Raw genomic sequence first — 13,112 nt, 5'->3', positions numbered from 1 at the left:
AATTTACAACAATTTTCAATGAAATAATTGACAATACCGCTTTAGTCGTTTAAATGTATAAAGGACAACTCATTTAAACGTCTGGGAGGGAATTTGATGAAGAAAAAAGTCGTACTTGGTTTAATGGTGGGCACATTGACGCTTGGTATTGGTACGGGGGCACTGGCAGCTACAGGCCTGGAACAGATCAAGGCATATCTGAACAGTAAAATTACATTGAAGTTAAATGGTGAGACAGTGACAGCCAAAGATGCGAATGGCAAGACAGTTCTGCCGATCACATATAACGGAACAACGTATTTACCAGTGCGTGCGGTTGGGACATTGCTGGGAACCGAGATCAATTATGACGGTGCAACTTCATCCGTCCTGATCGGTGGAACGAATGGATCTGCGCCGGTAACCAACGGAAAAGTAACACTGAGTGCCCTGGGAACATCCGTACTGGGATCTACCGCTTGGCACACCAAAGATCCTAAGGATACCACATATAAAGGCAAGGATTACAAGGATGTCTATCTGCATAATGATCCTACGAAACAGGGGGATGATATCCAGATTAATACGGGTAAAAAGTATTCTTCTCTGCACTTGGAACTTGCCGCGCTGAAAGGAAATCAGGAGATTCATATCTACGATCAGGATCTCGCTATACTCAAAAAGTTCAATATCGCTCCGGAAAGCGGTATGATGAGTCTTGATGTGGATGTTAAAGGCACAGACGCTGTCTATGTCGAGATTGTATCGGAAGATCCGGGTTCAGCTCTGTTTGTACCGCTCACAACATCGTATCTGACAAAGTAAATTAGAGTAGAGTATATTAGCTGTGCTTGTACCTTCACCTTGCATAGGTCAAGCCAAGCCTGGAAGACGATAAAAACGATGATTCACCAGACCATCTCTGACTTAAGTCTTGCAAGCAGAGCTTCGTGGTGAACATCGTTTTATTTTTATTTTGCTGAACATTTTAATATTGGCTTACCTGGATACTGCGGGCATCAGCGGATGATAGTATCCAGTGGTTTCAGGTTTGCTTCAATCTGAGCACGGCGCCCTTCCAGGAATGGAGGCAGCGCGAGGGATTCTCCGAGAGTCGCAAAGTCCTCGTCTGTATCAAATCCTGGGCCGTCTGTAGCAAGCTCAAACAAAATACCGTTAGCTTCACGGAAATACAGGGAACGGAAGTAGAAACGGTCTACAAAACCGGAGCTTGGGAATTGGAACTGATGTACACGGTCAACCCATTGTCTCAATTCTTCCTCATTGTCTACTCGGAATGCCACATGGTGAACACTGCCGCGTCCAGGGCGTTCCAGCTCCAAGTCATTGCGCTCCTCCAAGTGAACTTCTGAACCGCTGCCACCTTCGCCAGATTCGAATACAAGCACATCAGGCTGTCCCGGTGTAAAAGCCGGATAGCTGCCTTTCGCTCTGAATCCAAGCAGTTCCGTTAGAACAGGTGTAGTGAGTGAGGCATCTTGTACAGTCAGATGAATTGGACCGAGTCCAATGACGCCATATTCCGCAGGCACAGGGCTTCGATCCCAAGGTTTACCCCCGGCAACACCTGAGTTATGTTCATCTGAAACGAGAATCAGTCGCATGCCTTCAAAGTCAGTGAATGCTAATGTTGCACGACCTCCACGTTGTATAATCTCGCCGTGAGGTACTTCATATTCTTCGAATCGTTGTGCCCAATAGGCAAGAGCTGCATCACTTGGCACACGAAGCGAAGTGGCGGAGATACTGTTTACACCTTCGCGTGTACGCCCAGCCATCGGAATTTCGAAGAAGGTAAGCTCTGTACCAGGATTTCCTTTCTCATCCCCATAGAACAGGTGATAGACCGAAACGTCATCCTGATTGACCGTTTTTTTGATAAGGCGCAGGCCCATAATGTCCGTATAGAAGCGGTAGTTCTGATCAGCATGTGCGGTGAGCGCAGATACGTGGTGAAGTCCTTTGATTAGCATAATATATTCCTCCCGAAAGTAAGGTAATGAGATGACGATATAAAGTTTCCGAATGTGATAGATATAGATCTCCAGCAATACTCGTGAAAAAATGATTAAGATTAATTATAAATTGTTCGTTGAATATTTTATTTAAAGTTACTAACTTTTTGTATGTTTTGTTCTTGATTTTATCTTAACATGAAGATATTTAAAATACAATGCTTAATTTGAATGAAGCTGGACAGGTGTAGAATTCGATGGCAAAATGAGAAAAGTTACCATTCGCGTTACAACAAGTCACCCCTGTTAACCTGATCAAAAGGAGAGAAAAAAGGCATGGCCTACCCACCTTGGATTGACCCGTATGATGAAGAGCCTTTTGCAGCATTCTCGACTTCACATATTGTATCCATGATTATCATCGCTGCACTTGTTATCCTGTTATTTCTATTCAGACGTCGACTTCGTTTAATGTCTGAACGTGCTAGCCGACTCGTTCGCATTGCACTGGCGGGATTTATGATCGGCTGTGAGATTGTATTGCAACTCTGGTATGTGTACGGAGGAATATGGAGTCTGCAGACTTCGCTACCGCTAGAACTGTGTAGCCTGTCGTTATTATTATCAGCGCTGTTATTGCTGACACGCAAAAGATGGTTATATTCAGCCTTGCTTTTTGCAGGTATCGCAGGGGCTTTGATGGCAATTGTTACGCCTAATCTCGGTTATGCCTTTGCCCATTTCCGCTTCATTCAATTCTTTGTCGCTCATGCGATGATTATTCTTGCTCTGCTCTATATGACGTGGGTGGAACAGCTGCGTCCAGGATGGAGATCGGTTGCAGGCTCCATGATATTTGTAAATATTGCAGCGCTCGTGGTGTATGTCGTTGATGTGTTACTGGGCGCGAATTACATGTTTTTGAGACATAAACCGAGCACACCATCTGTGTTAGATATGCTTGGGCCGTATCCAGTCTACATTCTCGGCGAAGAAATTCTTGCTCTGGTGTTATTCTGCTTGTTATACCTGCTGCTCTTTGTCATTCCGGAGTGGCTGAAACGTATAGGTGGCAAAAAGGTGAAACAACCGCAGGCGCATTCCAAGAACTAACTCCCCATACGAAGTTTTAATTAAGATTACCCGCAAACGTTCTGGTCATCCAGATCATTTGCGGGTTTGTTATTTTTATATACATATAGATGAAATATTCATTTACACTTGGACGGAGAGGACAGAAAAAACCAGAGAAAGCGAAGCGTTCGCCTAAAAGCTTTCTGGAAGAAAGCTGCATCGGAAGCATACGCTTATCACCGGATTTTCCCCTTTGGGAAAGGGAATCAAAAAATCTGGGGATAACAGCGATTAGAAGGTTATTCTGTCATCGGAGTGGAGGTGTAAATAAGTTCATCCTCGGAGAAGGGACTCGGCACCATCCACGTAGATTCGTGTACCTGTCACATGGGAGGCTTCATCGGAAGCGAGGAACAGCACCAGATTAGCGACTTGCTCCGATGTTCCCGGTTCACCTTTGAGTGGATGCTCGTGTCCCTCAGGAAATTCGACTGGAATCTGAACATCCTTCAAATCATCCGATGGATACGTGTTGTCATCGATGTTGGTATCGATTGCCCCTGGACATACGGCGTTCACACGAATTTTGTAACGAGCCAGCTCCAGTGCGGCCATTTTGGTAAAAGCAGTTTGACCAGCTTTGCTGGAAGCGTACGCAGAAAATCCGATGCCGGAAAACACACGGTTGCCGTTAATCGAACTGGTGATGATAATGCTGCCACCGCGCTCTTTCAGATGTGGGATTGCATATTTCACCGTTGCAAACGTGCCGCGCATGTTAATTTCCATCGTCTGATCCCAATCTTCGATTTCCATCGTTTCAATCGGAGCCATGGCGCCATTGATACCCGCATTGGCAAAAACAATATCCAGCTTGCCTGCTTCAGCTGCCGCCTGATTGATCGCTTTCTGTACAAGCTCCGGTTTGGATATATCACATTCAATCACATAAGCCTCGCCGCCCGCTTGTTCAATGATCTGTTTCGTTTCCTCTGCGTTCTCGGGTGTACGATCCAGCATGTATACTTTAGCCCCTTGCTCGGCGAAACGAATTGCGGAAGCTTTACCAATACCTGAGCCGCCTCCGGTCACGATGGCTACTTTGCCTTCCAAACGTTGTTCAGCCATAATTGATCCCTCCATGTGTAGAATATCCTTGAACACTCTACATCTAAATACCCGGCATGGGGGAGGTGAATCATATGTTCACATATTAAAAACAGAACCCAATTTGGGTTCTGTTCGGTTCATTACTTATGTTTCTTCCAGTCGAGCGAGCTGTTGTTCAGCAAGTATTCAAAATCATTGTCCCGGCGCTTCTGCTCCGCTTGGCGAGCTTCTTCTGCCTGTATACGCTCCTGCTCCTTACGCTGTGCTTCATCAGCTTTGGCTTCATCAGCCTGTGCTTTCAGTTTTTCGAGCACATCGCTGCTTAGCAGATCTTTCAACGTGGTCGGTTTGTCCTGATTCTGGGCCTTGGGCGCCGGAGTATGTCTTTTGGATTTAGCCACTTGGAAACTCTCCTTTCCAACCATGAATCATAGTCCATATCGTTATCGTAGACATAGTATATCAGGTTCCTGTTGCGCATTCCATGAAGTTGCAGAATGGATGCAGGAAAAAGGGCATGACACGGCGAATGAAGACAGGTATAAAACCATATAATGGTACCGATACTACGACTATTCCCTGGAGAAAGGAGTCGTTGTTCGTGGAAGCAAACCGAAGTTTGTTGAGAGGGCTTGCATGGGGGATGGCCTTTAGTTTCCCACTATGGATTGCGATTATCGGATGGCTGCATTTGTTGGGATGGATGCATTGAGGTCTAATCCGCAACCCAAAAAGAGGTTTGATCAAGTTATTTATGTAAACGTTATCATTAAATAAGCTCTGTTCTGCGCTAATGCACAGGACAGAGCTTTTGTTTGTTCATAGAAGAGAGATTACTTCTTCTCCTCCATAATCTTCACGGGTTCTGGATATTCGAGACCGTGAGTATCAACGGTTACCTTTTTCATGACTTGGTCCGTCACCGGCTTGTCTCCTGCGCCGATTTGCTGCGCTGCAATTCCATCAACCACATCCATACCTTCGGTCACTTTACCAAAAGTAGCATAAGAGTTATCTAGATAATCAGCGTCAGCCAGCATGATGAAAAATTGAGAACCAGCAGAATCGAGATTTTCAGATTTGCGTGCCATGGAGAGTATTCCGCGGGTATGCTTCAGATGGTTTTTATGACCGTTAGAGGTGAACTCACCTTTGATCGCATAACCTGGTCCACCTGAACCATTGCCGTTCGGATCACCGCCTTGAATCATAAAGCCTGGAATAACCCGGTGGAAAATCAGGCCGTCATAAAATCCTTTGTTCGCCAGTGAGATGAAATTGTACACCGTATTTGGCGCGATCTCTGGATACAGCTCAATGACGATCTTCTGCCCGTCCTGCATTTCAATCGTTGCTACAGGGTTTGGTCCCTCCGGTGGAGCTGGAACCGGGGTTTGCGCAGCATTGCTTGCCGGGCGTATGCACCCGCTCATAACGATCAACAGCATCGCAAGCATAAGCGAGACTGCGGTTGTTTTTTTCCATCGTAAAGACATGAATATGTTCCTCCTTGGTTTACTGTTATAACGAATTTCGTGAAATATGGTTTGGATATTACTTCAACTATCATACCGTTTCCAGATGCAGAATGGCAATGCAAGCCGTGTTAATCCGGTGAACTGGGGATGGTCTTCATGGGAGTATAGGTGTAAAATAAGGAAAATGCTTCCGCATCAGGGGGACGTACGGGTCTGTTCCGTCCGCTCCAAACACGGCAGTCCCGGCGTCGGTTACGGAAAGGACGGGCGGGTATATGAACTTCTCGTGGAAGCGTAATCTGATCATTTTGTGGATCGGTGTCTTTTTTTGCAGTACGGCATATTCGATCTCCATTCCGTTTTTGCCCTTGTTTCTAAGCAGCGATCTGGGTGTGCGTAATCATCTGGAGTTCTGGTCAGGACTTTCCTTTGGTATTACGTTTCTTGCAAGTGCACTTGTGTCGCCCTTCTGGGGATCATTGGCAGATAAATATGGGCGCAAGCCGATGTTAATTCGTTCAGGATATAGCCTGGCCGTCCTGTATCTCATTAATTTTTTTGTACAGGACCCGTATTCACTCATTATTGTTCGGCTGTTTCAAGGATTGCTTGCCGGATTTGTGCCTGCGGCGATTGCTCTTGTAGGCACAAACACACCTGAAGAGAAGACTGGATATGCTTTGGGCATAATGTCGACTGCGGGGGCTACGGGCGGTATTATCGGTCCGCTGATTGGCGGGCTTGTCAGCCATTATTACGGCAACCGGAGTGCGTTTCTATTTTCGGCGATTGTTGTGCTGGTGTCTGCGATCATTGCAACGTTCTGGGTCAAGGAAGAGAATTTTAACCGTAACAAAGCTCGCTCGCATGTCATGGATGATATCCGAGAAGCCAGAGCGAACCGGGTATTCATGACTGTGCTGGGGATGATGGGGATCTGCACCTTTTCCGTTATGATCCTTGAGCCGCTGTTAACGGTTTATGTCATGGAGATGGGGGTTCAGCCTGATCGGGCCTCTCTTAGCTCGGGCATCATCTTCTCGGCGGTGGGTGTTGCAACGGTTATCATGGCTCCACGCTGGGGCAAGCTCGGATCAAGAATTGGTTTTGGAAAAGTGTTAGTGATCGGACTGATTGGCGGGGCAGTGGGGAATCTGCTGCAATTTTTCACTACAGGTTACGTTGCATTTGGCGTTCTGAGATTTGTCTACGGACTTTTCTTCGCGGCAGTGTTCCCGGCGATCAATGCGATGATTGTACAGGTTACTAATCCTTCATTTCGCGGAAGGGCGTTTAGTCTGAATCAGTCCGCTGCTCAGATTGGAACGATGGCAGGACCGATAATCGGTGGTGTTCTTGGTGGCTGGCTGCCCATTCGCTGGATATTTATCATTAATGGGCTTGCGCTTCTGGCTACCGCAATTGTGGTGAAATGGTCCAGACTGGAGCACAAGCTCCCTGGAGCGAGCAAACCTGCGGAGAGATAGGTCTATGTAATTGCAGGATGTAATGCATGTTAGATACTTTTTGTTCAAAACGGAGATGACGATGCACCTGCAGCGTCATCTCTTTTTATTATATGAACAGACCCGTTGGATCTGAATTCAAAAAAAGATTCAAAAAAGAAACCCCTCGGTGGAGAGGTTTCTTCTATAGTGTCCTATAAAGAGTATCCTAATAAACGCAAGGAGCTTTGTTAAACATATCTGTTCATCAGGTTGTCGTTTCACTTTTTTAATTCACGATTTACCGTTAGAGGGCTTATCGGAAGTCTGTTCCTTGGGAATGGCATGTTTGATCGCATTGCGCTGATCTTCATTTTGCAGTGCACCAGGGAAAGAATCTTCGATGAAGAGTCCAAAATCAGGATCGATATCCCGCTCCGTAACAAGGTTATCCGGTGTATGGTCCTGTTTTTCCTGATTATTCTTGGTCATGTCAGCACCTCCTCATGTCAGAATACGCAAACAGAAACATCTAACGCGGCGGAAGGATATTCTGTTGTGGTTTCGCGTCAGCTCCAGCACCGTTTAGCAGATCTGTACCATGCAAGGCATCGGGATCGGGAGCGGCAGGGTCAACCGGACTGCCTGGTTGCACGAGATCCGCATCAGGTACAGATTCCAGTGGAGTTTCCGTCAATCGGGATTCCAACCCTTCTTCGTCTACAGCAGATGCAGCAACGGGCGGCAGCTCCGAATCTTGCATTTCGATTTCAATGCGGCGCCCAGAGACTTCATCAAAGGTATCTATGTCGCCCTCGGGTACTTCGGTTTCAGGTGGAATATCACGGGATCTCTGGTAGCGGTCATAATAGCGGTCACTTTCCACGTTGTTAATTGGTTTATCAGACATGATTCGCACGCCCTTTCACAATGATATAGTACATACCAACTTAGTATTTTAATCTACTTATCTCATCGATTCATCGTCATTCCGAGCACGATAGTATCCCCGGAAATAGAGCAGGTTATGTCAGGAATCCGTTAAAATTTCGGAAATACATACTTCACCAGAAAGTAGAGAAAACCAAAAAAGATAATGATATATGCGGCATATTTAATAAATGTAGAAGCAACCACACTTGAATCCGATTTGTGTTGTACATCCTTATGTTCAACTTCTACCGTACGATGAGGCTCATTCATGGTAATCATCTCCTTGTTAGTGAGTGTTTGCTTTGAGAAACCATTACACATGATCTACAGGATTGAATCGCTTCATCCGTTTTTACAGCTTTTCTTGTTTTGCCTATGTTATGATAAAACTTGAGTACATAAGGAGGGATGTCGCGTGGACTGGTTCACACTGGGTAATATGATTACACGTATTCGAATCGGACAGAAAGCGTCCACACCGGGATTTTCTCGTACCGTCATTCGACGTCCGGATGGATTGTTCTGGGTTGGTGGTATATGGTCTGGACAGGTCGTTCAGTTACGTGATTTCCTGTTCTCTGACATATGGACGGTTTACGATGATGAAGAGACGGAGCAGTGGCTTGAGTTTCGGACGAAGGTGGAACAGAAGGAACGTGAGATGATTGAGAATCAGTATGAGGACTTACGAGAATAAACGCGTTATGTATAACAATAAAATGGAAAAAAAACTATAAATAAACTGAAATGTGAATTTTGATTTTGTATAAGAAGGTGACATGATCCAATGTGGCGAATGATATATGAGGAGATATTAGGAAGAGAAAATAAAAACTTTGAGGTGCTGTGAATGAGAAATGTGCCCAAAGCTATCATCATCTTATGGATGACGGTATGGATGATTCTGTGTATGCCGCATGGACTGGTACTTGCCGCACCAGAAGAAATTCAACAACCTGTATCCATTTCAGGATGGGAAGTAAAATGGGGGAACGCTGGAGATCAGGGCTTTATTAGTGAGGTTATGGGCCTGGATGAGATATGGGAGAAACGGAGTGCCGAGCAGATTGTGGACATGACTAAAGAACCCTCCGGTTCCTTGTGGTCACGTTTGACTATTCCCTATCTGCAGGATGGGAGTTCAGCGATTCGTTTCGAAAATATTAAAGGTACTCATATTGTAATCTATCTTGAAGATCGGAAAGTATATGAGAATTACCATTATAATTACGACAATAATGCCGTTTTTTTACCGTTATCTGCTGAAAACTCGGGGAAAACACTGTATGTTTGGGCGCAAAATGAGAGAGGATTTCTGGGCATTCAAGGGGATGTCGAGGTCGGACCATATGCCATTCTGCAGGAGAAGTATATCCATAATGGGTTACTTGATATCATTTTGGGTTCAACTTTTGTATTTACCTCATTAATTATGCTGAGTTGCACATTTTTCCTGGGTCAGTTCCATAAAGGATTATGGATATCACTATGTGTCGTGATGGGTTCCATTGGCACAATGGTGATCACTTACTCTCAATTCTTGTACACCTTCTATCAAGTGTATGGTGACCTGTACTCTATTCTGTTTGATCTGGCTATGCTGCTCGGGATGCCTGCACTGTGTTATTTCTTTGAACAAATTATCGGTCCCGGTGTACACGGCATATTCACCAAATTGAGGAAAGTTCAATGGGCCTATTCTATAGTTGCTGTGTTTTCATTGTTTGTATACGTTGTATCCGGTGGGCAATGGGATCTATTGTACAGTCTGCTTGTACAGCGTGTCGTAGGCATTATATTGGTTATTCTACTGACTATCCTGCTGGCTGGCACGATAGCCAGAGCACTGCAGCGTAACGGTGAAGCGATTCTGTTAGCGGCTGGTTTCGGTACATTTTCGCTAATCAGTGTGCTCGAACTTCTTTGGTATTATCAGCGCAATGGGGCGTATCATCTTTTATGGTGGAAATGGTCTATGGTTGCATTTGTTATCTCATTGATTGCTATTCTTGGCAGCCGTTTTGCGGAAAAGCATAACAAAGTACTGGAGTACTCCAAGGAACTGGAGCTGTTCAACAATGAATTGCAGCGATCCGAGAAAATGGAGATTATCAGTGAGCTTGCCGCTTCAGTTGCTCATGAAGTGCGTAACCCGCTTCAGGTGACGAGAGGTTTCCTTCAGCTTATGACAGAGCAGGAGGATAACAAGAATAAAGGATATGTGCGCATTGCCTTGGAAGAACTCGACCGGGCTTCTGGCATTATTACGGATTTTCTGACCTTTGCAAAACCTGAATTTGATCATATTATTTCACTGAATATTTCGGATGAATTTGATCACATCGAAGGCATACTTGTACCGATGGCTAATCTGGAAGGTGGAAAAATTATTACGGATATTCCGCCAAACCTTCATATTCGAGGCAATTCTTCGAAGTTCAAACAGGCTTTTATCAATATTATCAAAAATAGTATTGAGGCATTGCAAGGACAGGGTCAGATTGATATTTGGGCTTATTCACAGGATGGCAATGTCAAGGTTCATGTCAGAGACAACGGGGAAGGAATGAGCGAGGAAGCTCTATCGCGATTGGGAGAACCGTATTTCTCTAATAAAATCAAAGGCACTGGTCTAGGCATGATGGTTACCTTTCGGATCGTGGAAGCGATGAATGGACAGATCAGTTTTACAAGCACAAAAGGGGTAGGAACAGAAGCTGTTGTATCTTTTCCCGAGTTCATTAAATGACGGACTCGGGGAGATATTCAGCTTCATGTTCTACCCCTGATTTTTTATTTTGCCAAGTTTATAACCCTCTCCACGGCCCGCAATTAACGTCATAATTGACTTTGGAAGGGTTAGGTGGGATGACAAGAACATAATCATTTTGCTGCTCCTCGACTGTACGGATCTTGACATCATCAGGAATTATAATACCGAATGCCTCGAGAAGTGCCTGTTTGGGATTGGAGTGAAGCTGTTGTCTGAAGTGTTCGTCTGTCCAAGCCTTCTCAATAATATCCTCATGCAACGTTTTCTCTGACACCATCATCGTCAACATTCCCTTCATCATTTAGATTAAACCGAATCAGTTTCTCTCTTGTCGGTTGTTTCAAGCTGTGATTCCCTGATCCAGTAGTGAAACCCGCCTCGGTAAAGTCTTTTTTTGTGTTGTAACATGCCATGAACAGCTTGTACCAATGTGTTATACAGATAACCATTAAGTGAGATAAATTGTGGTAATACTGAGTTAGAAGATGTAAGAGTGCTGTGGAAATATTGTGCAATATCTGCATAACTGTTCATGAATGTGGAGTTAAATACATTGTGGTGAGTAGATTCGTGAAGTGGATGAGTCGGATATTCTTGCTGAAGTGCTGCGGATATGTGAGAGAGGTAGCTGTTGTAGTTCCCGTGTTCAGCATCTTGTTTCGTGTCTGTGAAGTCATCCGTCATCTGAAGAGTCATAAGAACAATATTCAGCGCATCACAGACCGAAGCGATTCGATCACCTTGCTCCAGTAACAGCAGAGCACCAATGACTCCTAATTGTGATGGTGAAGCTTTCTGAGCGATAAGAAGCGGGTTTTGCTGAAAGTAATCTATGTGTAATTCGCCATTCACGCTTACTGCCCAGTCCTGGAGAACCTGTCTGAAATGGTTCCAGAAGTCGGAAGAGGATTCAAATAATGCGCTATAGACTCGAAGGGCATCCACATAACAGAGGTTTCCCAAAGTTAACTTCAACACCGCGTCCTCAGCCGGCTCATCCATGACATCATCCAGATTGAGAAAATACATCATGTGTAACAGGCAAGCTACGCTGAGCTGATGAGCTTGATCCGGTGGGAGTCCATCCGTATGTTGCATCCATAACGGAGTGATGTAACCGACATAGCTGTGTCCCGAATTTCTCCTGACGGGGTGGAGCAAACGGAGTTGTTCAAGTGCATGCCCTGCCAGTGACTCAGGGTATTGTTGAAGCCGCTCTTCAACGGATTCAAACACCGCCTTCACGTCAAGCATATACGGATCTAGCCATTCACGCTGCATGATATGAAAACGTCCCTCCTGCATTAAATGTTGGAATATGCAGTAAGATCAAGAAGTTACATACAGTATATCTCAAGTATATTGAAAAAAATAGGATTTTTTGTGATCAATTGAGAGAAATTTGATGACAATTTGGATTTTATAGCATAAAAAGTTGTAATTTGGGTTCAAACTAGAGAAGCAGAGGATATCGACACAAGAGAGGCGGATAAATAATGAGGATGAATTGGAAATCATGGCTGGTAGCCGGAGCAGCAGTTGCCATTATCACTATTGCACCGAGTCAAACCGCTTTAGCTGGTCCGGTTGTTCCTGCGGAGCCGAAAGATATCAATCAGACCGAATCAGTGGCAGGAAGTAACAAACCTTGTATACAGGCAGGTCATGGTCTGTTTATGATTGGTGAAACCGCTGATTTGCTCGGGATTGGACTCCGTGATTTGAAGAAGGAGATGGAGCTTGGCAAGACCTTGACTCAGATTGCCAAGGAACGTAAAGGACTCAGTGAGGAACAGTTACTGCAAAAACTAAAACCTACGCTGTCAGAGCGTTTGGATAAAGCCGTGCAAGATGGCTGTCTCACCAAGGAACAAGCTGCGGCAGCCAAAGCGAATATGGATATGAAGCTGAAAAAGGTTGTTAACACACCACTTACCGAATTACGACGCGAGTTTGCTCACCATGGGAAACATTCAATGTTAGACAAAGGGGCAATTGCGAAATATATCGGGATTACACCTGAACAATTACAAGAACAGCTTCATGCAGGCAAGTCTTTGGCTGAAATTGCTCAAACAAAAGGCATCAGTGAAACACAGCTCGTGAACCAGTTAAAAGAACAATTAACAGGTGATCTGCAAAAGTTTGTCCATCAAAAACGGAAAGGTCATTCCGGTTCAGTTCATCCGGAGCATGTGCCAGGGCGATCCGCCTCAACCGAAATGAGATGATCAACGTACTGTATCCAAAAACGTTCAATAGCGTCCTCCGCAGAGAGGACGCTATTTGTCTGTAGTTACAGGTGCAGATCTGAGAGTTTGAGGATCTCAGTGCCTGGTGACAT

General features: G+C 44.9%; 15 protein-coding genes. 6 read left to right on the top strand and 9 right to left on the bottom strand.

The window, feature by feature from the left end; all coding sequences use genetic code 11:
• Positions 1-96 precede the first annotated feature (96 nt).
• Positions 97-804 carry a stalk domain-containing protein gene (locus ACR8BL_RS10865; RefSeq protein ID WP_434752616.1) on the top strand — a complete coding sequence of 236 codons (708 nt, stop codon included), beginning with the start codon at positions 97-99 and terminating at the stop codon, positions 802-804.
• A 194-nt stretch (positions 805-998) separates the two neighbouring features.
• On the opposite strand, the gene ACR8BL_RS10860 is transcribed toward ACR8BL_RS10865, so the two are convergent.
• Positions 999-1,973 carry a ring-cleaving dioxygenase gene (locus ACR8BL_RS10860; RefSeq protein WP_434752615.1) on the bottom strand — a complete coding sequence of 325 codons (975 nt, stop codon included), beginning with the start codon at positions 1,971-1,973 and terminating at the stop codon, positions 999-1,001.
• Positions 1,974-2,291: 318 nt separating this feature from the next.
• On the opposite strand from ACR8BL_RS10860, the gene ACR8BL_RS10855 reads away from it, so the two are divergent.
• The gene (locus ACR8BL_RS10855; protein WP_434752614.1) at positions 2,292-3,068 is read left to right on the top strand and encodes a YwaF family protein; all 777 of its coding nucleotides are present in this window, start codon (positions 2,292-2,294) and stop codon (positions 3,066-3,068) included.
• A 294-nt stretch (positions 3,069-3,362) separates the two neighbouring features.
• Here ACR8BL_RS10855 and ACR8BL_RS10850 read toward each other — a convergent pair whose 3' ends face one another.
• The 3 genes from ACR8BL_RS10850 to ACR8BL_RS10840 all read right to left on the bottom strand — a co-directional run bounded on the left by ACR8BL_RS10850 (position 3,363) and on the right by ACR8BL_RS10840 (position 5,635).
• Complete coding sequence (locus ACR8BL_RS10850; RefSeq protein WP_434752613.1) at positions 3,363-4,157, bottom strand: SDR family oxidoreductase; 795 nt, start codon at positions 4,155-4,157, stop codon at positions 3,363-3,365.
• 122 nt (positions 4,158-4,279) lie between these two features.
• Positions 4,280-4,540, bottom strand: a complete 261-nt coding sequence (locus ACR8BL_RS10845; RefSeq protein WP_434752612.1) for a YqkE family protein — start codon at positions 4,538-4,540, stop codon at positions 4,280-4,282.
• Between the two features lie 432 nt (positions 4,541-4,972).
• Positions 4,973-5,635 (bottom strand): peptidylprolyl isomerase, encoded by a 663-nt coding sequence (locus tag ACR8BL_RS10840; protein ID WP_434752611.1) that lies wholly within the window; start codon positions 5,633-5,635, stop codon positions 4,973-4,975.
• 257 nt (positions 5,636-5,892) lie between these two features.
• Here ACR8BL_RS10840 and ACR8BL_RS10835 point away from each other — a divergent pair, with 257 nt between their 5' ends.
• Complete coding sequence (locus ACR8BL_RS10835; protein WP_434752610.1) at positions 5,893-7,104, top strand: MFS transporter; 1,212 nt, start codon at positions 5,893-5,895, stop codon at positions 7,102-7,104.
• A gap of 252 nt (positions 7,105-7,356) precedes the next feature.
• Here ACR8BL_RS10835 and ACR8BL_RS10830 read toward each other — a convergent pair whose 3' ends face one another.
• The 3 genes from ACR8BL_RS10830 to ACR8BL_RS10820 form a co-directional block, all read right to left on the bottom strand.
• Complete coding sequence (locus ACR8BL_RS10830) at positions 7,357-7,554, bottom strand: hypothetical protein (RefSeq protein ID WP_434752609.1); 198 nt, start codon at positions 7,552-7,554, stop codon at positions 7,357-7,359.
• Positions 7,555-7,594: 40 nt separating this feature from the next.
• Positions 7,595-7,972, bottom strand: coding sequence for a hypothetical protein (locus tag ACR8BL_RS10825; protein ID WP_434752608.1), 378 nt, complete (start codon positions 7,970-7,972; stop codon positions 7,595-7,597).
• Between the two features lie 131 nt (positions 7,973-8,103).
• Positions 8,104-8,265: a hypothetical protein gene (locus tag ACR8BL_RS10820; RefSeq protein WP_192895060.1), complete on the bottom strand. Its 162-nt coding sequence runs from the start codon at positions 8,263-8,265 to the stop codon at positions 8,104-8,106.
• A 145-nt stretch (positions 8,266-8,410) separates the two neighbouring features.
• On the opposite strand from ACR8BL_RS10820, the gene ACR8BL_RS10815 reads away from it, so the two are divergent.
• Both ACR8BL_RS10815 and ACR8BL_RS10810 read left to right on the top strand, forming a co-directional pair.
• Positions 8,411-8,692 (top strand): hypothetical protein, encoded by a 282-nt coding sequence (locus ACR8BL_RS10815; protein WP_434752607.1) that lies wholly within the window; start codon positions 8,411-8,413, stop codon positions 8,690-8,692.
• Between the two features lie 153 nt (positions 8,693-8,845).
• Positions 8,846-10,744, top strand: coding sequence for an ATP-binding protein (locus tag ACR8BL_RS10810; protein WP_434752606.1), 1,899 nt, complete (start codon positions 8,846-8,848; stop codon positions 10,742-10,744).
• 58 nt (positions 10,745-10,802) lie between these two features.
• Here ACR8BL_RS10810 and ACR8BL_RS10805 read toward each other — a convergent pair whose 3' ends face one another.
• Together ACR8BL_RS10805 and ACR8BL_RS10800 are read right to left on the bottom strand one after the other, a co-directional pair.
• Positions 10,803-11,069: an NHLP leader peptide family RiPP precursor gene (locus ACR8BL_RS10805; protein ID WP_434756671.1), complete on the bottom strand. Its 267-nt coding sequence runs from the start codon at positions 11,067-11,069 to the stop codon at positions 10,803-10,805.
• A gap of 5 nt (positions 11,070-11,074) precedes the next feature.
• Positions 11,075-12,049, bottom strand: a complete 975-nt coding sequence (locus ACR8BL_RS10800; RefSeq protein ID WP_434752604.1) for a hypothetical protein — start codon at positions 12,047-12,049, stop codon at positions 11,075-11,077.
• Between the two features lie 221 nt (positions 12,050-12,270).
• Here ACR8BL_RS10800 and ACR8BL_RS10795 point away from each other — a divergent pair, with 221 nt between their 5' ends.
• On the top strand, positions 12,271-12,999 hold the full coding sequence (locus ACR8BL_RS10795) for a hypothetical protein (RefSeq protein ID WP_434752603.1): 729 nt from the start codon (positions 12,271-12,273) through the stop codon (positions 12,997-12,999).
• Positions 13,000-13,112 lie beyond the last annotated feature (113 nt).

The sequence above is a fragment of the Paenibacillus amylolyticus genome (genome assembly GCF_051136285.1).
In the GTDB taxonomy this organism is placed as follows: Bacteria; Bacillota; Bacilli; order Paenibacillales; family Paenibacillaceae; genus Paenibacillus; species Paenibacillus amylolyticus_F.
The sequence above is the reverse complement of the archived record's forward strand: the minus strand, read 5'-3'. Positions and strand labels throughout refer to the sequence as shown.